Source organism: Sphingomonas sp. R-74633, from assembly GCF_013416555.1.
Taxonomy (GTDB): Bacteria; Pseudomonadota; Alphaproteobacteria; order Sphingomonadales; family Sphingomonadaceae; genus Sphingomonas.
Window position 1 is genome coordinate 376,224 of sequence record NZ_JACCFG010000001.1, and the last position, 22,573, is coordinate 398,796.

The 22,573-nt window shown below is 67.7% G+C and carries 15 protein-coding genes; 13 read left to right on the forward strand and 2 right to left on the reverse strand.

What is annotated here, in order from left to right; genetic code table 11:
* Nucleotides 1-93 precede the first annotated feature (93 nt).
* The gene (locus tag HZY97_RS01800) at nt 94-1,587 is read left to right on the forward strand and encodes an acyl-CoA ligase (AMP-forming), exosortase A system-associated (RefSeq protein ID WP_180140010.1); all 1,494 of its coding nucleotides are present in this window, start codon (nt 94-96) and stop codon (nt 1,585-1,587) included.
* A complete protein-coding gene (locus tag HZY97_RS01805) occupies nt 1,584-2,771 on the forward strand; it encodes a pyridoxal-dependent decarboxylase, exosortase A system-associated (protein ID WP_180140012.1) in 1,188 nt (395 codons plus the stop codon). The genes HZY97_RS01800 and HZY97_RS01805 overlap by 4 nt, the downstream gene beginning before the upstream one ends.
* Nucleotides 2,772-2,831: 60 nt before the next feature.
* Here HZY97_RS01805 and HZY97_RS01810 read toward each other — a convergent pair whose 3' ends face one another.
* Nucleotides 2,832-5,195 (reverse strand): arylsulfatase, encoded by a 2,364-nt coding sequence (locus HZY97_RS01810; protein WP_180140014.1) that lies wholly within the window; start codon nt 5,193-5,195, stop codon nt 2,832-2,834.
* A gap of 317 nt (nt 5,196-5,512) precedes the next feature.
* On the opposite strand from HZY97_RS01810, the gene HZY97_RS01815 reads away from it, so the two are divergent.
* A complete protein-coding gene (locus HZY97_RS01815) occupies nt 5,513-7,000 on the forward strand; it encodes a sorbosone dehydrogenase family protein (RefSeq protein WP_180140016.1) in 1,488 nt (495 codons plus the stop codon).
* 45 nt (nt 7,001-7,045) lie between these two features.
* Here HZY97_RS01815 and HZY97_RS01820 read toward each other — a convergent pair whose 3' ends face one another.
* Nucleotides 7,046-9,463, reverse strand: coding sequence for a TonB-dependent siderophore receptor (locus tag HZY97_RS01820; RefSeq protein ID WP_180140018.1), 2,418 nt, complete (start codon nt 9,461-9,463; stop codon nt 7,046-7,048).
* Between the two features lie 319 nt (nt 9,464-9,782).
* Between HZY97_RS01820 and HZY97_RS01825 the strand changes: the two genes are divergently transcribed.
* The 10 genes from HZY97_RS01825 (at nt 9,783) to HZY97_RS01870 (ending at nt 22,541) form a co-directional block, all read left to right on the forward strand.
* On the forward strand, nt 9,783-10,421 hold the full coding sequence (locus HZY97_RS01825) for an XrtA/PEP-CTERM system exopolysaccharide export protein (RefSeq protein WP_180140020.1): 639 nt from the start codon (nt 9,783-9,785) through the stop codon (nt 10,419-10,421).
* A gap of 10 nt (nt 10,422-10,431) precedes the next feature.
* The gene (locus HZY97_RS01830) at nt 10,432-11,946 is read left to right on the forward strand and encodes an XrtA system polysaccharide chain length determinant (RefSeq protein WP_180140022.1); all 1,515 of its coding nucleotides are present in this window, start codon (nt 10,432-10,434) and stop codon (nt 11,944-11,946) included.
* Between the two features lies 1 nt (nt 11,947).
* Nucleotides 11,948-13,036, forward strand: a complete 1,089-nt coding sequence (locus HZY97_RS01835) for an AAA family ATPase (protein WP_180140024.1) — start codon at nt 11,948-11,950, stop codon at nt 13,034-13,036.
* A complete protein-coding gene (locus HZY97_RS01840) occupies nt 13,033-14,622 on the forward strand; it encodes a hypothetical protein (RefSeq protein ID WP_180140026.1) in 1,590 nt (529 codons plus the stop codon). The genes HZY97_RS01835 and HZY97_RS01840 overlap by 4 nt, the downstream gene beginning before the upstream one ends.
* Nucleotides 14,623-14,638: 16 nt before the next feature.
* Complete coding sequence (locus tag HZY97_RS01845) at nt 14,639-15,763, forward strand: ExeA family protein (RefSeq protein WP_180140028.1); 1,125 nt, start codon at nt 14,639-14,641, stop codon at nt 15,761-15,763.
* Nucleotides 15,764-15,768: 5 nt separating this feature from the next.
* A complete protein-coding gene (locus tag HZY97_RS01850) occupies nt 15,769-16,638 on the forward strand; it encodes an XrtA system polysaccharide deacetylase (RefSeq protein ID WP_180140030.1) in 870 nt (289 codons plus the stop codon).
* A complete protein-coding gene (locus HZY97_RS01855; protein ID WP_180140032.1) occupies nt 16,635-17,708 on the forward strand; it encodes a FemAB family XrtA/PEP-CTERM system-associated protein in 1,074 nt (357 codons plus the stop codon). The genes HZY97_RS01850 and HZY97_RS01855 overlap by 4 nt, the downstream gene beginning before the upstream one ends.
* A complete protein-coding gene (locus HZY97_RS01860) occupies nt 17,708-18,958 on the forward strand; it encodes a TIGR03087 family PEP-CTERM/XrtA system glycosyltransferase (RefSeq protein WP_180140034.1) in 1,251 nt (416 codons plus the stop codon). Before HZY97_RS01855 ends, HZY97_RS01860 begins: the two co-directional genes overlap by 1 nt.
* Nucleotides 18,955-20,496, forward strand: a complete 1,542-nt coding sequence (gene xrtA, locus HZY97_RS01865; RefSeq protein WP_373684257.1) for an exosortase A — start codon at nt 18,955-18,957, stop codon at nt 20,494-20,496. The genes HZY97_RS01860 and xrtA overlap by 4 nt, the downstream gene beginning before the upstream one ends.
* A gap of 152 nt (nt 20,497-20,648) precedes the next feature.
* The gene (locus HZY97_RS01870; RefSeq protein ID WP_180140036.1) at nt 20,649-22,541 is read left to right on the forward strand and encodes an XrtA/PEP-CTERM system amidotransferase; all 1,893 of its coding nucleotides are present in this window, start codon (nt 20,649-20,651) and stop codon (nt 22,539-22,541) included.
* Nucleotides 22,542-22,573: the final 32 nt, after the last annotated feature.

Here is a 22,573-nt window from a genome sequence, read left to right on the forward strand (position 1 = left end):
AGCGACCCATCGGGCTGCAATGCACTTCCCCTAGGAGGTTTTTTCGTTGCCCTAAGGGTTGGCGCGGGCGCTGCCAAGTATAAGGGTAGTCCCGTGATCGAACTCGACCCCGTTCCCCGGCCCCTCGACAGCCTGCCCGCACGGGGGAAACCCGATGCCGTGGCGCTGGAGGACAAGGCCGGGACGCTGACCTATGCCGAGCTGGAAGCGGCGGTGGGCAGCATGGCGGCGGCGCTGCAGGACCTTGGCCTGGCGCCGGGGGACCGGGTGGCGAGCTGGCTGCCCAAGACGCGGACGGCGTGCCTGATGCCGCTGGCGGCGGTGCGGGCGGGGCTGGTGCATGTGCCGATCAACCCGGTGCTCAAGCGGGCGCAGGTGGCGCATATCCTGGCGGACTCCGGGGCGCGGGCGCTGGTTTCCCAACAGGCGCGCCTTTCGATCCTCGAAGTTGGCGATGTTTGCGACCAATGCCGGGTCGTCGAGGAAGCCGCGCTCACCTCGGAGTGGACGCTTCCGGCCGCGGAAGTTGGCACCGACACGCTCGCGGCGATCCTCTATACCTCGGGATCGACCGGCAGGCCCAAGGGCGTGATGCTGAGTCACGCCAATTTATGGCTCGGTGCCATCAGCGTAGCACATTATCTTCACATTGAATCTGAGGATCGCGTGCTCGGCGTGCTGCCGCTCAGCTTCGACTATGGACAGAACCAGCTCTTCTCGACCTGGGCCGCGGGTGCCCGGGTGGTACCGCTCGATTACCTGACCGCGCGCGACGTCATCAAGGCAGTCGAGCGGTTCGGCATCACCAGCCTGGCAGGGGTGCCGCCGCTCTGGGTGCAACTGCTCGAGGCGGAATGGCCGGTTGAGACCGCGTCTAAACTAAAGCGGCTAACCAATTCGGGTGGCGCGCTTACCCCGAAGATGGTCCGCGACCTGCGCGCCCGTTTCCCGAACGCCGATCTCTACCCGATGTACGGCCTGACCGAGGCGTTCCGATCGACCTATCTCGATCCAACACTGGTCGACGCCAATCCCGATTCGATCGGAACGGCCATTCCGTTCGCCGAAGTTGTCGTCGTCGGCCCCGACGGCGCACGCGCCTCTCAGGGCGAACTGGTCCATGCTGGCCCTCTTGTCGCCCAGGGTTACTGGCGTGACGCGGAACGGACAGCGCAGCGCTTCCGCCCCGCGCCGGCGTTCGCGACAAGCGGCGGCATGGCCGTGTGGTCGGGCGACACGGTGAAGCTGGGCGCGGACGGGCTGCTGCGCTTCGTCGGGCGCGACGACGAGATGATCAAGTCGGCCGGCAACCGGATCAGCCCCACCGAGATCGAGGAAGCCGTGCTCTCAGGCGGCGAGACTGGCGAGGCGGCGGCGTTCGGGGTGAAGGACGATCGGCTCGGCCAGGCGATCGTGGTGATCGCGCGCGGCGACGGCGCGCTCGAGGACGCATTGCGGGAACGGCTGCGGCGCGAATTGCCGAGCTTCATGCAGCCGGCGCGCTACGATTGGCGGGCGGAGCTTCCACGCAACGCCAATGGCAAGCTCGATCGCACGGCGCTGAAGGCGAGTTTAGGGGGACTATGACGCTGACTGCCAAGCCGCATGGCCCGATCCCGCCCGAATTTGCCGGTCTGCGCCAACTTCCGTGGCTGGGCGTGCAGACTCCCGCCTATGTCTATGACTTCGCGGTGATCGAGGCGCGGATCGCGCGGTTGCGGGCGGCGCTGCCGGCCCGGGTGGCGGTGCATTATGCGATCAAGGCCAACCCGTTTCCGCCGCTGCTCGAACGGATCGCGTCGCTGGTCGACGGGATGGACGTCGCTTCGGCGGGCGAGATGGCGCGGGCGCTTGGCGTCATGGCGGCGGGCGAGATCAGCTTTGCCGGGCCGGGCAAGCGCGATGCCGAGCTCGAGGCGGCGATCCGCGCAGGCGTGACGCTCAATCTCGAATCGATTGCCGAGGGGCAGCGTGCGCTCGCCACGGCCAAGGCGCTGGGGATTACGCCGAGGCTGGCGGTGCGGGTGAACCCCGATTTCGAGCTGCGCGGCTCGGGGATGAAGATGGGCGGGCGCGCCTCGCCGTTCGGCATCGAGACCGCGCATGTCGCCGAGCTGGTCGCGATGATCCACGGCGAGGGCGGCGAGTGGCGCGGGCTGCATATCTTCGCCGGATCGCAATCGCTCGATACCGCGGCGATCATCGCGACCCAGGCAGCGACGGTGGACCTCGCCGCGCGGCTGGCCGACCAGATCGGCGCGGTGCCACCTTTGGTCAATCTCGGTGGCGGGCTGGGCATTCCCTATTTCCCGGGCGACACGCCCGTGGCGGTCGAGGCGATCGGCGCGGCGCTGGCGGGGGCGGTCGGCACGCTCGATACCGACTATGCGATCGAACTCGGGCGCTGGCTGGTCGGCGAAGCCGGCGTGTATCTCGCCCGCGTGGTCGACCGGAAGGAGAGCCAGGGCGAGACCTTCCTCGTGGTCGAGGGCGGGCTCAACCACCACCTCGCCGCGACGGGCAATTTCGGCACGGTGGTGCGGCGCAACTACCCGGTCGCGGTGGCGCACCGGATGCAGGATCCGGCGGAGGAAGTGGTGACCGTGGTCGGGCCGCTGTGCACGCCGCTGGATCGCCTCGCAGACCGCGTGGCGCTGCCGCGCGCCGAGGTAGGCGACATGATCGCAGTGTTCGCCTCCGGCGCCTATGGCGCGACGGCAAGCCCGAGTGCGTTCCTGGGGCATCCGCCGGTGACCGAGTTGCTGGTCTGAGCCGGGCCCCGATCTCCGCGCGCAGGCGGAAATCGGGGTGCCCAACCGACAGCGCGGCCGTCAGTCCATCGCGGTTGCCAGCTTGAGCCGCTCCATGCCGGTCGGCGGCTTGTGCTCGCCGAACTCGAAGGTGACCGATTCGATCGTCCCGGTGAACGGGAACAGGCCCTTCTCGTCATAGTCGTCACAGACCGGCGAGACGCAGTCCATGCCGACGTCCATCGTCTCGGTGCCGCAGCGCATCGGGATCTGCTCGTCGATCCGACCCTTGGCGACCGCCTTGCCGTCGATCGACAGCACGACATCGGCCGGGCAGCCGGGGGTCTTGGACTCCGGCGTGAAGTCGATAACGACCTCATGCTTGCCCGCACTCAGCTTCTCCGAGACCACGTCGTAGCGGCGGATGCCGAAGAAGTTGTAGTGGAAGCGCGCCTTGCCTTCCCACAGGAACAGCGAGAAGCCCGCGGCATCGCCGCCAAGCGCGAAGAGCACGCCTTCCGCTCCGCCATCGGGCACCTCGATCGGCACCGTCATGCGGAACGGCACGCCGACCAGCTTGGGGCCGCTGCCCTCGGGCAGGCGGGTCATGCCGGGGTAGAAAGTGACCTTGTCGCGCCCGAAGAAATAGCTTGGCCGCAGCGTGACATCGAGCCGCTCGGCGAAACGGTCGTCGAGTGGGAAAACATTGTATTTTGCCGCCTCACCGATGAACAGCGCGCGGAGATAGGTGAGCTTGTCGGGATGCTTGTCAGCCAGATCGACCGCCTGGGTGAAGTCCTCCTCGATATTGTAGAGCTCCCATTTGTCGTCGTCGAAGCTCCACGAGCCATGCGTCTCCCAGGGCAGGCGGCCGTGCCGGCACGAGGCGATCCAGCCATCGGCATACATCGCGCGATTGCCCAGCATCTCGAAATATTGCTGGGTCCGCGTGCTCGGCGCATCGGCATTGGCCTTGGCAAAGCTGTAGGCGAAGCTGGTGCCCTCGATCGGCCGCTGGATATAGCCGTTTACCTCCTTGGGCTCGGCGATGCCGACCACTTCCATCAGCGTGGGCATCACGTCGATGCAGTGGTGGAACTGGCTGCGCAGCGCGCCGTGGTCCTTGATCCGGTCGGGCCAGGAGACGATCATCGTGTTGCGCGTGCCGCCGAAATGGCTGGCGACCTGCTTGGTCCATTGGAACGGGGTGTCGCCCGCCCAGGCCCAGCCCACTGCATAATGCGGCGAGGTGCCGGGCATGCCCCATTTGTCGATGAAGCCGATCGATTCCTCCATGCTCGGCTGGCGGCCGTTGAGGCTCATCAACTCGTTGGGCGTGCCGACCAGCGAGCCTTCGCCCGACGAACCATTGTCGCCGATGATGTAGATGATCAGCGTGTTGTCGAGCTCGCCGAGTTGCTCGATCGCATCGACGACGCGGCCGGTCTCGTAATCGGCATGTTCGAGGAAGTCGGCATAATTCTCGGCCTGGCGCGCGAACAGCTTCTGGTGCTCGGGCGGCTGGCTGTCCCAGGACGGAATCTGCTCAGGGCGCGGAGTCAGCTTGCTGCCCTTGGGGATCACGCCCATTTCGAGCTGCTTCGCATGGACCTGCTCGCGATATTTGTCCCAGCCCATGTCGAAGCGCCCGGCATTGCGCCCACGCCAGTCGAGCGGCGGCTGGTGCGGCGCGTGCGCCGCGCCGGTCGAGAAATAGGCCATGAACGGGCGCTCGGGCGCGATCGACTTTTGCGTGCGGATCCAGCCGATGCACTGCTCGGCCAGGTCGCGGGTGAGCTGATAGCCGTCCTCGGGCCGCGCCGGTGGCTCGATCGGATCGGTGTTCTTGAGCAGCGAGGGGTAGAACTGGTCGGTCTCGCCCGAGATGAAGCCGTAGAACAGGTCGAAGCCCTGGTTGGTCGGCCAATTGTCGAACGGGCCGGCCGCGCTGGTCAGGTTATCGGGGACATTGTGGTTCTTGCCGAACCAGGCGCAGGTATAGCCGGTCTGCTTGAGCAGCTCGGCAAAGGTCGCGCAGCTCTTGGGGATGATGCCGCAATAGCCGGGATAGCCGGTCGCCATCTCCTGGATCACGCCGGTGGCGACGGTGTGGTGGTTGCGCCCGGTCAGCATCGCCGCGCGCGTCGGCGAGCAGAGCGCGGTGGTGTGGAACTGGTTGTAGAGCAGCCCGCGCTTGTGCAGCCGCTCGGCTGTGGGCATCCGCACCAGCCCGCCGCTCGCGCTCGGCCAGCCGAAGCCGATATCGTCGAGCAGCACCAGCAGGATGTTGGGCGCGCCCTCCGGGGCCTCCTTCATCGGCGGGAAATCGGGCTCGGACTCGGTCGCGTACATCCCGATTTTGGCGTTCGGGAATTCCCATTCGGGCTCGGGCAGGTGATTGCGATCGAGGTGAAGGGGGAATTCCGGCTTGTCCGACTTCGCCATGGGGACGGCTCCTTGTGACACAGGGCGCCCGCGCCCGGAGGCGGTTAAGTCTCGAAGCGGCGGGTTGCTTTTGGAGTACGGAGGCCCCCGGTGCGGGCCTATCGGGTAAATCCCCAGAACGCCGGTGTTTTAGCCTGAGAATGGCGGGCAGGGGTTCCGTGCGAGGCGTTGGTGGTGCTTTGCCCGGCAGTTCCAGTAGCTGAACGATGCGGCGGAAACATCACAGAAATATGGATAAAATCCCCGTAGCGGTGCAGTCGAGCGCTGGCGCGGGGCGGGCCCGATTGATAGGGATTGCCCCAGTTAAAGGGGGGATCATGACGATATTGCGAGCCGGCGCGGGCAAGTGCGCCATTGCCATTGCCACATTGGGCCTGGCGCTGAGCGGGTGCAGTGGCGGCGGTGGCGGCGGGGGCAGCACGCCGACGCCCACGCCGACCAACCACGCCCCCGGCATCACCTCCGCCGCGACCTTCAGCGTCGTCGAGAACAGCACTGCCGCCGTCTACCAGGCGAGCGCGACGGACTCGGATGGCGATGCGGTGACGCTGTCGCTGTCGGGCACCGATGCGGCGCGGTTCACGATCAGCGCCACGGGCGATGTCCGCTTCGCCGCGACGCCCAATTTCGAAAAGCCGGCCGATGCCGATGCGGACAATGTCTACAATCTCCAGCTCTCGGCGAGCGACGGCAAGACCAGCGTGAGCCAGGCGGTGACGGTTACCGTCACCAACAGCAAGGAAGGCATCGCGGTCCAGGACATCGCCTTTGGTTTCGACCATCCGGTGGCGATCACGAGCATTCCGGGCGACAGCCGGCTGATGATCGCCGAGCGCTCGGGCGCGATCTACATCTATGATCCGGCGGTGCAGCAGCATGTGCTGTTTGCCAAGGTTCCCAACCTGACCAATGCCGATGGCCAGGGCATCTTGAGCGTTGCCCCGGCGCCCGATTTCGCCACGCGGCCGATCGTCTACACGCTGATCGGGAACGGCACCTGGATCGAGCTCCAGCGGATCGGCGGCGCGAGCAAGGCCTTTATCGGTTACCATAATCTCTACACCAACAATGTCGGCGGCTGGGCGGGCTTCGGGGCGGACGGGCTGCTCTATGTCGCGACGGGCGATGCGGGCGGCACCAACGACCCGAGCGGCAGCGCGCAGAGCGGGCCGGAAAATTTCTTCTCCGCGCTGCTCGGCAAGCTGATGTCGTTCGCGCCGGCGGACTTTGACGCCTGGGAACGCGCGCAGGGCGGGGCCGCGGTGCCGCCGGCGATCGTGCCGCGCGCGGTGCTGGCGAAGGGGCTGCATTATCCGATCGGCGGCAGCTTCTATGCGGGAGGGCTGTTGCTGCCCGATCGCGGCCAATCGGTGCGCGAGGAAGTCAACGCGCTGACGCTGACCGCCGGCGCGACGGACAATCTGGGCTGGCCGTGGCGCGAGGGGACCAGCGTCAACCTCGCCGGCGAGCCTGCCGGGCTGCTCGCCCCGGTGCTCGACTATCCGCACGGCACCGGCACCTATGCCGGGCAGCAGATCATGAGCGGGCTGGTCTATCAGGGCGCCAATGCGTCGCTGGCGGGCAGCTACCTGTTCCTCGATGCGAGCGGGGCAGTGTTCACGGCGCCGGTTGCCAGCCTGCAGCGCGGCAGCACGGCGGGGGCGAGCGCGATGGAGCGGCGCGACCTCGACTTCACGCCGTCGAACGGCACGATCGTCCAGCCGGTGTCGATGACGCAGACCGCGTCGGGCGCGATCTATATCATCTGCGACAATGGCCACATCTTCCGGGTGACCGCGAGCTGAAGGCTCGACCGGGGAGCGGTGCTTGCGCGCCGCTCCCCTCGGCACCTACCAGCCCAGGCCGATACGGGCGTAGACGTAGCGCCCGCCGAACCCGAACGGCGAGTAATAGGGGAAGCCGACGACGCCGGTGGTGTTGTTCGCGGGGATCGTCGCGTCGGGATATTCGTCGAACAGATTGTTCACACCGAGTGCGAACTGCGCGCCCTTGAGTGCCTGATACCGCAGCTCGAGGTCGGCGATGGTGTGCTTGCCGGTATGGATGTCCGCCGCCGGGGTGGTGCCGGGCTGGTTGACGTCGCCATAATAGCTGGCGCGCGCCGTGATGCCGATCTTGTCGAGCGACCAGTCGATCGTGCCGGTGAGCTTCTCGCCCGGCGTGCCCTGTTCGATCGTGTAGATGCGGCTGCGCGCGAACAGCGTCGGGGCCGGGTTGATCGAGCCGGTCGAGGTCGGGATCGAGCTGCGGTCGAGCTTGGTCTGGTTGACGTTGCCGGCGAGGGTCAGGTCGAAAGTGCCGGCATCGGCGGTGGGCAGGCGGTAATGCGCGACGGCGTCGATGCCGCGGACGCGCGAGCGCAGGCCGTTGATGAAGAAGCGCGCCGCCGAGACGTTATAGGGCGCGAGCAGCGTGGCGACCTGGGGGCTGAAGCTCGCCGCGATATTCTCCGACAGCGCGAGCTGGTTGCGCAGGCGGATCTGATAGCCGTCGATCGTCAGGTCGAAGCCGCCCGAGCGGATGACGGTGCCGAGCGAGAGATTGGTCGAGCGCTCCGGCTCCAGGGGCAGGCCGCCCAGTGCGGTGGCGACGGCGCTGGTCGAGGGGAAGGTGCCGGTGAGGATCGGCGAGCCGTTCTGGATCACCGAGGCGACGGACGTGAAATATTGCTGCTGCAGGCTGGGCGCGCGGAAGCCGGTCGAGGCGGTGCCGCGGATCGCGAACCAGGGGGCGAAGTCGTAGCGCAGCGACACCTTGCCGGTGCCGGTGTCGCCAAAGTCGGTGTAGTGCTCGGCGCGGCCGGCGAGGCCGACGAGCAGCTTGTCGGTGACCTGGGCTTCGAGATCGACATAGCCCGAGATGTTCTTGCGGTCCTGCTCGGTGGCGTTGAGCGGGGAGAAGCCGCCAAAGCCCTGCGCGCCCGGCGCCTGGCCGGCGATCACGCCGCTGGTCGGGTAATCATAGGAGGCGCGCTCACCCGGGGTGATCTTGAAGCCCTCGCGGCGGCCCTCGACGCCGAAGGCGACGTTCAGCGACTGAAAGACGTCGAAGCTGCGCGAGACGTCGAGCCCGGCGACCCACTGGTCGTAGATCAGCGCGCCGTCATAGAAGCTGGTCGGCGAGGCGTTGCCATAGGCGTAATTGGCTGAATTGCGGGTGTAATAGGCGATCTTGTTGCGGCCGTACGCGACGTTGAGATCGACATTCCAGCCGGCGACATCGCCCTTGATGCCGAGCGCGCCATTGGCGTTGGTCGACTTGGTGTTGATGATCGGCAGGAAGCCATTGGGGTAGAGTGCCGAGACGGCGGCCGCGGCGGCGGGCAGGCGCGGGAAGGCGGCGCTGCGGCTGTCGCGGTCCTGATAGCCGAACCAGCCATAAAGCTTGAAATTGTCGCCGATGCCGGTGCCGGCGTTCACATAGCCGGTGTACTGCTCGACCGCCGGATCGCCGAAGCGGCCGGTGACGCGGGTGGGCGTGACGCGCGGGTCATAGTCGGCGCGGTTGGTCGCCTCGCGGTTGAGATATTCGCCCGAGACGGTGACGTAGCCGTCATTGCCGAAGCCGAGGCCCTGCCAGGCCGAGAGCGTCAGCGAAGGCTCGCCGGTGACCGAACGGCTGCCGCGCGCGGTGTCGATATCGGTGGCGTAGATGCCATAGGTGGCGGTGGCGCCGCCGCCCGAGCGGGCTTCGCGCAGTCGAATGTTGATCACGCCGGCGATCGCGTCCGAGCCGTACTGCGCCGAGGCGCCGTCCCGCAGCACTTCGATCCGCTCGAGCGCAGTGGCGGGGATGGTGTTGAGGTCGACGGCGGCCGAGCCGCGGCCGACCGAGCCGTTGATGTTGAGCAGCGCCGAGGCATTGGCGCGCACGCCGTTGATCAGGACCAGCGTCTGGTCGGGCGAGAGGCCGCGGAGCGTGGCGGGGCGGATCGCGTCGGTGCCGTCGACCGCAGAGGGGCGGGGGAAGTCGATCGAAGGGGCGACGGTGGCGAGTGCAGCGGCGAGCTCGGTCGTGCCCTGGTTGCGCAGCGCCGCGCCGCTCAGCACGTCGACCGGCGAGGCGGTGTCGAGGCGCGAACGGCCCTGGGCGCGGGTGCCGGTGACGACGATCTGGGTATCTTCGGGGGGCGGACCCTGGTCTGCCTGCGGCTCTGCGGTGGTGCTGCTGTCCTGCGCGAAGGCGGGAGAAGCAGCGAACGCCAGCGTGGTGGCGATGGCGAGGAGCGACGAGGAAACAATACGCATGGTAGCCCACCTTTTCTTATGGTGAGCATAATCTCTACCAATCCACTAGGGATTGACACAAAGGAAAGCTTGGCGCGGGCAAAAATGGATTTTGGCGGTGTGGCGACGTGGCAACACACCTGCATCGAAAACGCCGTTGTCGACGATTGGTTCCGCGAAAATCGCACGCTGTCCCGAGCCGGGACCGGTGCCCATCCGGGAAAACTCCCGCGACCCCTAACCCGATATTTACCTCTCGCTTCCATAGCTGACCCTGATCCTGTGCGGGTTGCTGTCGAGACGTCGACCGCCTCCGACCCCGCGGGAAAAGGAGCTCGGCATGCGTTTCATCGGTTTCGGCAAGACACTTCTGGCTCTCGGACTGGCGGCGGCGCTGGCCGCTTGCGGTGGCGGAGGCCGCCCCGAACTGCCGGCCGCGACTGCGGTGGCGTCGCGCGAGATGCCGAGCGAGGAATATGTCATCGGCCCGATGGACTCGCTCCAGATCTTCGTCTGGCGCAATCCCGAGCTGTCGGCGAAGGTGCAGGTGCGCCCCGATGGCCGCATCACCGTGCCGCTGATCAGCGACATGCCGGCCGTGGGCAAGACCCCGGCGATGCTGGCGGACGACCTGAAATATGCGCTCAGCGAGTATATCAAGGACCCGATCGTCTCGGTGATCGTCGAGAATTTCAACGGGACCTACAGCCAGCAGGTCCGCGTCGTCGGCGCGACCGAGAAGCCGGCGTCGATCCCGTACCGCGCCAACATGACCGCGCTCGACGCGATGATCGTGGTGGGCGGGCTGAGCGAGTTCGCCGCGGGCAACCGCGCGCGGCTGGTGCGCTACGACCGGCAGACCGGCAAGCAGACCGAATACAAGCTGCGCCTGGGTGACCTGCTGAAGAACGGCGACATCAAGGCGAACGTCAAGCTCGAGCCGGGCGACGTGATCATCATTCCTACAAGCATGTTCTGAGGTAGCGCCGGTGGGGAGCCTATACGACGAACTTCGCGGCGCACTGCACGCGATCTGGCAGCGGCGCTGGGTGGCGCTGGCCGTGGCGTGGGGCATCTGCCTCGCGGGCTGGCTGGTCGTCTCGCAGATGCCGAACAATTATGAGTCGCGCGCGCGCATCTTCGTGCAGCTGCGCCAGATCATCCCGACCGACGGGACGACTGCGCTCAACCAGCAAAAGGACCTCGACCGGATCCGCCAGACGCTGACCAGCGCGGTGAACCTGGAGAAGGTGGTGCGCGGCACCGACCTGGCACGGACGGTCTCGACCGACCGTGACGTGGCCGACCGCGTTGCCGGCCTGCAAAAGGCGATCAAGCTGACTGCGCAGCAGGATAACCTGTTCGAGATCAGCGTGACCGCGCCGAGCGGCAAGCTCGCCCGCCAGATCACGCAGAAGCTGATCGACATCTTCGTCGAGGCGAACCTTTCCGACAATCGCGACCAGTCGAGCCAGTCGCTCGACTTCATGGACCAGCAGCTCGCCGAGCGGCAGAAGCAGCTCGCCGACGCCGATACCAAGCGCGCCGATTTCCAGGCACGCTTCCTCGGCTCGCTGCCGGGCACCGGTTCGATCGACGACCGCGTTTCGGCGGCGCGCACGCAGCTTGCCCAGATCCAGGGCGACCTGGCGGCAGCGCAGTCGGGCCTCAACGTGGTCAACGCACAGATGGCGGGCACGCCGGCGAATGTCGCGGGCGGTGGCGGCGGTGCAGTGACGGGCCCGGCCCGCGCGCGCTTCGCGGCGATCCAGGGCCAGCTGGCCGATGCCCGCGCCAAGGGCTTTACCGACAGCCATCCCGACGTGATCGCGCTCAAGAACCAGCTGGCGGCGGCGCAGAGCGCTGCGGCACGCGAGCCGGTGGTGAGCGGCGCTTCGGCGGGCGCTTCGAACCCGGTCTATATCGGCCTCCAGTCGATGCGCGCGGACAAGCAGGCGACCGTCGCCGCGCTCGTCCAGCGCAAGGCGCAGATCGAAGGCGACCTCAATGCGCTCAGCGCCAAGATGGCGGAAGCGCCGGGCGTGGCCGCAGAGCAGGGCGAGATCGAGCGGCAATATCAGGTGCTCAAGGGCCAATATGACACGCTGCTCGCCCAGCGCGAGCAGATGAAGATCTCGAGCCAGGCGCAGACCGTGGCCGATGCCGACAAGTTCAACGTGGTCGATCCGCCGACGCAGCCGCGCGCGCCGACTTCGCCCAACCGTCCGCTGCTGCTCACCGGCGTGCTGATCGCCGGGCTTGGAGCCGGCGTGGCCGCGGCGTTTGCGCTCGGCAAGCTGACCACGACCTTCGCCACCGCCGGCAAGCTGGAAAAGGCGAGCGGGATGACCGTGATCGGATCGATCGGCGAAGTGGTGACCGCGGCGCAGACCGCGATGCGCCGCAAGAAGCTGACTTTGTTCGCCGGCGGGATGGCGGCGCTGGTCGCGGCCTATATCGGGCTGATCGGCGTCGAGTTCGTCCAGCGCGGAATGGGGGCCTGAGATGAACGACCATACGCCCCGCCGCCTGAAGGGATCGCTGCTCGAGCGGGCCGCGCAGGGCTTCCATTACGCGCCTGCGCCAATCGACGATGCGCCTGTAGCGCCGGTTGCGAAGCCGGCGCCGAAGCGCGTCGAGGCGCCGGTAGTAGCGCCTGAGATGCAGGTTCAGCCTGCGCCTGTGGTTGTGCCGCAGCCCGCGCCGCAGGCGGAGCATTTCCCCGGCGAAGGCCGGGGCCCAGCCTCAGCGTCCCAGACTGAAAGTCTGGGCCCCGGCCTTCGCCGGGGAGAAGCTCAGGAAGAAGCCGCTCCCCAGATCGCCGTGGCGCGCCCGACGGGCCGCCGGATGGCGCCGCTCGACCGGGCGGTGCTCGAAAAGGGCGGGATGCTGATGCCCGGCGCCGCGATCGGCCCGCTGGCGGAGGAATTCCGCATGGTGAAGCGCCAGCTGCTGCTCACCGCGCGCGCCGTCGCCGCCAAGGATACCGCGAAGGCCGCCGACCGCGCCCGCATGATCCTAGTCTGCTCGGCCCAGCCGAGCGAGGGCAAGACCTTTTGCGCGATCAACCTCGCGCTCTCGATGGCGACCGAAAAGGACGTCGAGGTGCTGCTGGTCGACGCCGACTTCCCCAAGCCCGACGTGCTGCCGCGCATGGGCCTGCCAGGTGGCCCGGGGCTGCTCGACGTGCTCGCCGGTTCGGTGGCGAACGTCGAAGACTGCATCATCGATACCGACATCCCGCAGCTTTCGGTGCTGCCGGCCGGCGCGCGCTCGAACAGCGACACCGAGCTGCTGGCGAGCGACCGCGCGCGCGCCGTGATCGACGGGCTGGCCGAGGCCAATCCGCGCCGCATCGTGATCTTCGATTCGCCGCCTGCGCTGGCCGCGTCGCCCGCGTCGGTGCTGGCGCTGCACGTCGGGCAGGTGATGCTCGTCGTGCGCGCCGACCAGACCAGCGAGAGCGACCTGCGCGCCGCGGTCAACACGCTCGATGCCTGCGAGCATATCCAGCTCGTGCTCAATTCCGTGTCGTTCCAGCCCGGCGGGCGCCGGTTCGGCAGCTATTATGAATATGGGGAGGAAAGCCGGTGAAGCGGCTGATTATCTTGGCGGGTGTTGCTACGGGGGTGGCGGCGCCGGCACAGGCACAGCGCGTCCAGGTCACGCCCTATATCGAGGCGAGCCAGGTCGTTGCGTCCGACCTCAATGGCGGCGACGTGCTGACCTATTCGACCGTGGGCGCGGGCATCGACGCGACGATGCATTCGCGCCGCGTCGAGGTGCAGGTGAGCTACCGCTACGAGCACCGGTTCGACTATCAGAACAAGCTCAACAACGATCACACGCATAGCGGCCTCGCCACCGTGCGCGCGACCGTCGCGCCGGGCTTCTCGATCGAGGCGGGCGGTATCGCCACGCGCACCCGTTCGGATATTCGCGGCGACGTGCAGACCAGCAATGTCGGCAATTTCAGCAACTCGGCGCAGGTTTTCTCGGGCTATATCGGGCCGAACCTGGCGACGCATCTGGGGCCGATGTTCGTCAACGGCGCCTACCGCTTCGGCTATACCAAGGTGGAGGCGCCCGGCCAGACCGGCGTCGACCCCAGCCAGCCGCGCCTCGATTATTATGACGATTCGACCGTACATGTCGCGACCGCCAGCGTCGGCGTGAAGTCGGGCACGGTGCTGCCGGTCGGCATCACCGCCAGCGGTTCCTACACGCGCGAGAACGCCGGCCAGCTCGACCAGCGCTTCGAAGGGAAGTGGGGCCGCGGCGACGTGGTGCTGCCGATCCTGCGCGGCCTCGCGCTGGCGGGCGGCGTTGGCTATGAGCAGATCAAGATCACCCAGCGCGATGCGCTGACCGTCGGCGGCGTGCCGGTGCTCGACGGGGCAGGGCGGTTCCGCACCGATCCCAATTCGCCGCGCCGCATCGCCTATGATTTGAGCGGCGTGTTCTGGGATGCCGGCGTGATCTGGAAGCCCAGCCGCCGCACCTTCTTCGAAGCGCGCGTCGGCCGGCGCTATGGCTCGATGAGCTATACCGGCTCGCTGAGCTATCAGGCGGGTCCGGGCAGCGGCATCCAGATCGGCGTGTACGACACGGTGCAGACCTTCGGCCAGCAGCTGAACGGCCAGCTCGGCTCGCTGCCGACCGCGCTTGCCAGCACCACCGATCCGTTCGGCAACGAATTCTCGGGCTGCATCTATGGCACCACCGGCGCCGCGACCGGTGGCTGCATGACCGGCATCTTCGCCTCCGCCACCACCTCGGCCTATCGCGGCCGCGGCGTGACCGGCGTGGCGGTGATGGGCCGCGGCGGCACCAAGATCGGCATTGGCGGCGGCTGGGCGAAGCGCGACTTCATCGCGCCGACCGGCGGCGGCACGGCCTTCACCACCAACGGCACCAGCGACACCACCATCTATGGCCAGCTCTTCGCCTCGACCGATGTCGGCGCCAACGGCTCGCTCCAGGGCAGCGTGATCGGCAGCTATTATGATAGCGACCTGCCGGGGAATGACGGCATTTACGGTTGGGGAGCGAATGCTGCCTATACCCACCGCTTCGGACGACTCGGTGCCACGCTTTCGACGGGCATCTTCGGGTTCGAGCGGGATGGCGAAAGCTCGGCCAGCGCGCAGGCGCTGCTCGGCTTGCGCTACGGCTTCTAAGCGTCGGGACGGAAACATGTACGACGACCAATATGGATTGACCGGCCGGCCCTTCCAGCTGACCCCCGATCCGAAATTCTGGTTCGACACGGCGACGCACCGCAAGGCGATGGCCTATCTCGGCTATGGGCTGAGCCAGGGCGAGGGCTTTGTGGTGATCACCGGCGATCCCGGCGTGGGCAAGACCACGCTGATGGGGCATCTGCTCGGCGAGATCGACCGCGAGCGGCTGAACGTCATCAAGATCGTCTCGACCCAGCTGCGCCCCGAGGACCTGCTGCGGCTGGTCTGCCAGGGGCTGCAGATCGACAGCTCGGACCTCAACAAGGCCGAGATGCTGAGCGCGATCGAGCGCGGGCTGCACAGCGTGGCGCGCACCGGGCGCCGCACGCTCGTCGTGGTCGACGAAGCGCAGTCGCTGCCGATCGAGAGCCTGGAGGAGCTGCGCATGCTCTCCAACTTCCAGGCGGGCGGCTATCCGCTGCTCCAGATCTTCCTGCTCGGCCAGCCCGAGTTTCGTCTCACGCTGAGCGATCCCCGCCTCGAACAGTTGCGCCAGCGCGTGATCGCGATGCACCATCTCGATCCGATGCAGGCCGATGAAGTCGAACCCTATCTGATCCACCGCCTGTCGTGCGTCGGCTGGCGGGGCAAGCCGCGCTTCACCAATGACGCGGTGGCGGCGATCCACCGCTGGTCGGGCGGATCCCCCCGGCGCGTCAACCAGCTCGCCAGCCGCGTGCTGCTGTTCGGCGCGGTCGAGGAGCTCGAGACGTTCGGCGCGCAGGAGCTGGCGATGGTGATCGCCGACCTGAACCAGGACACGCCGGTTTCGGCCTATCGCCCGGCACCGGCGCCCGCGCCGGTCGCTGAGCCTTACGAGCTGACCGATGTCGCGCCGATGCCGATGGGCGCGCCGGTGCCGCCGCCGCAGCCGGTGGAAGCCGTGCCGCTGCGCGCCGCGCCCGCGCCGGTTTCGGGCGATCCGGTTCAGCAGCGCATTTCCGAGCTCGAGGCGCAGGTGCGCGACCAGGACGAGGCGCTGCGCCGCGTGCTGGGGCTGCTGGTCGACTGGGTCGAGCAGGGCGAAGGCAATGGCCGCCGTCCGGACCTGTCGGCGGTGCGCGGAAACGCGGCCTGACGCAGATGGTGGTCAACGCCCTCTCGGTGGATGTCGAGGACTGGTTCCAGGTCGGCGCGTTCGAGAACACGATCGCACGCGAGGACTGGGACGGGCTCGAGCACCGTGTCGAGGCGAATACCGACAAGGTGCTGGCGCTGTTCGACGCCGGCGGAGTCAAGGCGACTTTCTTCACGTTGGGTTGGGTGGCGGAGCGCTATCCGGCGCTGATCCGCCGCATCGCCGAGGCCGGGCACGAAATCGCCAGCCACGGCTGGGATCATGCCCGCGTCTTCTCGCTGAAGCCGGAGGAATTCCGCGCCGATCTTGCCCGCGCCAAGGCGGTGCTGGAGGATGCGAGCGGCCAGCGCGTCACCGGATACCGCGCGCCGAGCTTCTCGATCGATCGCCGCACGCCCTGGGCGCATGAGGTGCTCGCCGAGGAGGGCTATGCCTATTCGTCGAGCGTCGCGCCGGTGAAGCATGACCATTATGGCTGGCACGATGCGCCGCGCGGGGCCTTTTGGCCGGTGCCGGGCGCCGAGCTGGTCGAGATCCCGATCACGCTGGCGAGCTTCTTCGGCCGCGAAGTGACGACCGGCGGAGGCTTCTTCCGCCTGCTGCCCGGCGAAGTGACCTATCGCGCGGTGCGCGCCGCCAATGACGCGGCTCGTCCCGCGATTTTCTACTTTCATCCCTGGGAGATCGACCCGGGTCAGCCGCGCGTGCAGGATGCGCCGCTCAAGTCGAAGCTGCGCCATTACAGCCGGTTGGGTGCGATGGCGGGCAAGCTGGGCACGCTGATCGCGGGGCATCAATGGGGTCGCATGGACGAGGTCGCGGCACGCGAGACGGCGCGGCTCAAGGCGAAATGCCGCAAGGAGAAGGCAAAGTGAACGCGCCGCTCCTGAGCAAGCCGGTCGCGCTGCGCATGGCCAATCTCGGCGACGAGATCGAGCGCGCGCGGATCGGGGCGTTCGTCCATGATCATCCCGAGGGCACGCCCTTTCATCTGCCCGCCTGGAGCGTCGGCGTGGCGCGGGGCTGCGGGCAGAGGAGCCATTACCTCGTCGCCGAGAGCGCCAATGGCGAGCTGGCGGGCGTGATGCCGCTTACCGAGATTACGTCGCCAATCTTCGGCAAGGTGCTCGCCTCGGCCGGGTTCGGCGTGGGCGGGGGCATCCTGACGCATGACCCGCGCATCGTCTCGCAGATGGCCGACCATGCCTGGGCGCTGGCGCAGACGCTGAACTGCCCGGTGATGGAAGTGCGCGGCGGACCGCTGCCCGGGCCCGAGTGGAGCGTGGACGACACGCGCTATCTGGGCTTTGTGCGCGAGCTTGCCGCGGACGATGAGGCCCAGCTTCTCGCCATTCCGCGCAAGCAGCGCGCCGAGGTACGCAAGGCGCTGGAGAACGACCTCGAAATCTCGATCGGCTGTAACGCGGATGACGTTGCCGCCCATTATGCCGTCTATGCCGAGTCGGTCCGCAATCTGGGGACGCCCGTATTTCCCCGGAGTCTTTTTTCCGAGGTTTTGCGGGAATTTGGCACTTCGGCGGACGTGCTTGTCGTCCGCCACGGCGGGGTGGCTGTGTCGAGCGTATTGAGCCTGTATTGGAAGGGGACGGTGTACCCCTATTGGGGTGGCGGCACCCCGGCGGCGCGGGGCCTTCGCGCCAATGACCGCATGTATTTCGAGCTGATGCGCCATGCCCGCACCCGCGGCTGCACGCGCTTCGACTTCGGCCGCTCGAAGGTCGGCACCGGCCCGGCGGCGTTCAAGAAGAATTGGGGCTTCGAGCCGAAGCCGCTGACTTATTATGACCGCATCGCCGAGGGCGCCAAGCCGCGCGACGCGAGCCCGGCCAATCCGAAATATTCGCTCCAGGTGCGCGTCTGGAGCAAGCTTCCTTTGTGGATCGCCAACCGCGCGGGTCCCCTCATTGCGAAGGGCCTTGGCTGATGGGCGACATTCTCTTTCTGGCGCACCGCGTGCCCTATCCGCCCGACCGGGGCGACAAGATCCGCGGTTTCCACATCCTGAAATATCTCTCGACGAAGAAGCGCGTCCACCTGATCGCGTTCGCCGACGATCCCGCCGACCTGAAGCAGAAGGGCGGGCTGACCAAGTACACCGGCAACCGCTCGATCGTGTGGCGCGCCAAGTCGCAGCTCATTGCGGGCGTGCAGGCGCTGATCCAGCACCGGCCGGTCTCGCTCACTGCGTTCGACAATGACGCGCTGCGCCAGGCAGTGGAGAACATCCTCGAGCGGCACCGGATCGACACGATCTACGTCTTCTCGAGCCAGATGGCCCAATATCTGCCGGCGCGGCCGCGCCAGCAGGTGATCATGGATTTCGTCGACATGGATTCGGCGAAGTTCGCGGCCTATGCGAAGAGCAGCAAGGGCCCGATGGGCTGGATGCTCGGGCGCGAGGCGCGGCTTTTGCTCGCGCATGAAAAGGCGATCGCGGCGCGCGCCGACGCCAATCTGTTCGTCAGCGAGGCCGAGGCCGACCTGTTCCGCCAGCGCACCCGCGCCGACCGCGTCCATGTCATCGAGAACGGCATCGACACCGAGTATTTCGATCCGGCCGCGACCTTCAAGCGCGTCGACGTGATGGGATCGACGATCGTCTTCACCGGGCAGATGGACTATCGCCCGAACATCGAGGGCGTGACCTGGTTCGTCGAGACGATCCTGCCGCATGTCCGGCTGGTCCATCCCGATGCGCGCTTCATGATCGTCGGCCGCAACCCGACCGACGCCGTGAAGGCGCTTGCCAAGCATCCCGGCGTGGCGGTGATCGGAGAAGTGCCCGACGTGCGCGGCTGGCTGGCGCAGGCGGCGGTGGTCGTCGCGCCGCTCAAGCTGGCGCGCGGCATCCAGAACAAGGTGCTCGAGGGCATGGCGATGGCGCGGCCGGTGGTCGCGAGCGAAGCGGCTGCGACGGGCATCGATCATGGCGGCACGATCCTGGTCGGGTCGACCGTGGGCGAGATCGCCGAGCATGTGACGCGGCTGCTCTCGGACCGCCGCCGCGCGACCGAGCTGGGCAATTCGGCGCGGAAGCGGGTGATGGAGCATTATAGCTGGGAAGCGCGGCTGAGCCCGCTCGACGCCGTGCTCGGCCAGCCGCTGCGCCCGGCCAAGGAAGAGCGCGTGTCGCGCGTTACCGACGTGCCGAAGAAGCCGCGGCGGGCGGCGTGACCGCGGCCGCTGCCCCGGCAGCGGGTCCTGCGCCCGCAACCGCCGTGTTCGATACGCGCTGGAAGCGGCATGCCGCGATCCTGGCGGGCGTGTGGCTCGCGCTGCTGGCGATCTTCCACCGCGACACCGCAGATCTCGCTACGATCTACTGGACCAACACCACCTTCGGGCATTGTCTGTTCATCGCGCCGGTGATCGCCTGGCTGGTGTGGCAGCGGCGCGTGGAGCTGAGCGAAGTGCCGCCGCAGGGCTGGTGGCCCGGGCTGGCGATCGTCGCGTGCGGCGGGCTCGGCTGGATGGTCGGCGATGCCGCGGGCGTCGCGCTGTTCCGCCATGCCGGGCTGGTGCTGATGCTGCAGGGCGCGGTGGTGACCGTGCTCGGGCCGAACGTCGCCCGGGCGCTGCTGTTTCCGCTTTGCTATATGGCGTTCCTCGTGCCGTTCGGCGACTTTCTCGAAGGGCCGCTGCAGGACATCACGATCACGATGATCATGCCGATGCTCCATGCGTTCGGCGTGCCTGCCAGTGTGGACGGGGTGCTGATCACGACGTCGAACGGCTATTTCGAAGTGGCCGAGGCGTGTTCGGGCGCCAAGTTCGTGATCGCGATGGTCGCGTTCGGCGTGCTGGTGGCGAATGTCTGCTATGTCTCGTGGCGGCGGCGCGCCGGGTTCATGGTCGCGGCGATCCTGGTGCCGATCCTCGCCAATGGGCTGCGCGCCTTCGGGACGATCTATGCGGCGTGGTGGACCTCGGTCGAGCAGGCCACCGGCTTCGACCATATCGTCTATGGCTGGGTGTTCTTCGGGATCGTGATGGCCGCGGTGCTGGCGATCGGCTGGAAATGGTTCGATCGCGACCCTGACGCGCGCTGGTTCGATCCCGCGAAATTGCAGGCAGTGCCGGCGAAGCGCGTCGACGCGCCGATCGCGGGTGCGCTGGTGCTGCTGGTGGCGAGCCTGTTCCTCGGCTGGTCGAGCCTCAACGATGCGCGGGCGCAGGCGCTGCCCGCGCAGGTGGCGCTGCCCGAGGTGCCGGGCTGGCACCGCGTGGCTTCGGCGACGCGTGCGGCGTGGTCGCCCAATTTCCCGGGCGCGGATCATATGCTGATCGGGCGCTATGCCGATGATGCGGGGCGGAGCGTCGACCTGGCGGTGGCGGTCTATGCCACGCAGCATGAAGGGCGCGAGCTGGTCGGCTTCGGGATCGGCGCGATCCGCGAGAATGACCGCTGGGTGAAGATCGAGGATCTCGGGCCGGTGCGGCGCGGCGCTGCGCTGCGGATGACCGGGCCGGGCCGGGTCGAGCGCGAGACGGTCACCTGGTACCGGATCGGCGGCGTGCTGACCGGGAGCGAGAAGCGGGTGAAGCTGGAGACGCTCAAGACCAAGCTGCTGGGCGGCAACCAGGCGGGGGTGGCGGTGCTGCTCTCGGCCGAGCAGGGCGCGGAGAATGGCGCGCATGCGACGATCCAGGACTTTCTGGGCGCGCTTGGTCCCGTCGAGGGGCTGGCGGATCGCATGACGGGCGCGCGCTGACTTCCATCTACGCCACTTCGTCACCCCGGCCTTGTGCCGGGGTCCACCCGGAGGCAATGACTGGGCAGGAGGCTCTTGCGCTCTGCGTGAGGCTTAGTGGACCCCGGCACAAGGCCGGGGTGACGGTTGGTTATCTGGGGGACTTCGCCTGAATGTGCGGCATCGCCGGCCTTTACTATCCAGCGCTGGCCAAGCCGGTGGATCCCGCGCGCATCGTGCAGATGACCGATGCGCTGGTCCATCGCGGGCCGGACGGGTCGGGCGTGTGGGTCACCGCGGGCGTGGGGCTGGGGCATCGCCGGCTGGCGATCATCGATCTCGAGGGCGGCGTGCAGCCGATGGCGACGCCGGACCAGGGCGTGGTCGTCACCTACAATGGCGAGATCTATAATTTCCAGGAGGTCCGCGCCGAGCTCGAGGCCAAGGGCGCGCGCTTCGCTACCGACAGCGACACCGAGGTGCTGCTGCACGGCTGGCGCGCCTGGGGGCCGCGGATGCTTGAGCGGCTGAACGGCATGTTCGCCTTTGCGCTCTATGACGCGAGCACGCAGAGCCTGTTCCTGGCGCGCGACCGGTTCGGGGTGAAGCCGCTCCATTATGCCGAACTGTCGGACGGAGCGGTGGCGTTCGCGTCGGAGCTCAAGGGGCTGCTGGCGCATCCGCTGTTCCGCCGCACGCCCGAGTTCAAGGCGGTCGAGGACTATCTGGGGCTCGGCTATGTGCCCGACGACACTTCGATCCTGAGCGGTGTGAAGAAGCTCGCGGCCGGGCATTTCCTGCTGCTCGAGCGCGGCAAGCCGGTGCCGCAGCAGCAGCGCTGGTGGGACATCGACTTTTCCAAGCGCGCGACGGGCAAGGTGCGCGATCTTGAGGCCGAGCTGGTCGACCTGATGCGTGGCGCGGTGCGGTCGCGGATGATCGCCGATGTGCCGCTCGGCGCGTTCCTCTCGGGCGGCGTCGACAGCTCGGCGGTGGTCGCGCTGATGGCGGAGGCGAGCAAGGCGGCGGTGAAGACCTGCACGATCGGCTTTGACGAAGCGGGGCTGGACGAGACGGGCTATGCGCAGATGATCGCCGAGCGCTTCGCCACCGCGCACCAGATCCGGAAGGTGGCGGCGGATGATTTCGCGCTGATCGATACGTTGGTCGGCGCGTTCGACGAGCCCTTTGCCGATGCCTCGGCATTGCCGACCTACCGGGTGTGCGAGCTGGCGCGCGAGAGCGTGACGGTGGCGCTGTCGGGCGACGGCGCGGACGAGGCGATGGCGGGGTATCGTCGCTACAAGTTCTTCGCCGGCGAAGAGCGGGTACGCGGGCTGTTCCCGCAGGACTTCCGCACCAATGTGTTCGGGACGCTGGGACGGCTCTACCCCAAGGCCGATTGGGCGCCGCGGCCGTTCCGTGCCAAGACCACTTTCCTGGCGCTCGCCGAGGCTGGGGAGTTCGCCTATCCCAAGGCGGTGGGCGTGACCGGCCCGGTGCTGCGCCAGACGCTCTACAGCGACGCGATGCGCAAGGCGCTGGCGGGGCACAGCGCCGAGCAGCGCTATACCGATACGATGCGGCAGGCGCCGGCGCGCGATGCGCTCGACCGGGCGCAATATGCCGATATCAAGCATTGGCTGCCGGGCGACATCCTCACCAAGGTCGACCGCACGAGCATGGCGGTGAGCCTGGAGGCGCGCGAGCCGCTGCTCGACTATCGGCTGGTCCAGTTCATGGCGACGCTGCCACCGTCGCTCCGCATCAAGGCGGGGCAGGGCAAGTGGCTGATGAAGAAGGCGCTCGAGCCCTATCTGCCCAAGGACGTGCTCTACCGGCCGAAGATGGGCTTCGTGACGCCGATCAGCGCCTGGTTCCGCAAGGCGCTGGCCGACGAGGCGGCGGCGCTGGGGCGCTCGAAGCTGCTCCACAGCACCGGCTGGTTCGACCTGCAGGCGATCGAGAAGCTCGCCGCCGACCACAAGGCGGGCCGCGCCGAGCATGGCCGGACCTTGTGGCAGCTGCTGATGCTGGAGCGCAGCCTGAACCGGCTATTCGGCTAGCGCGCCTTTGCTGCTCCCCGGCGAAGGCCGGG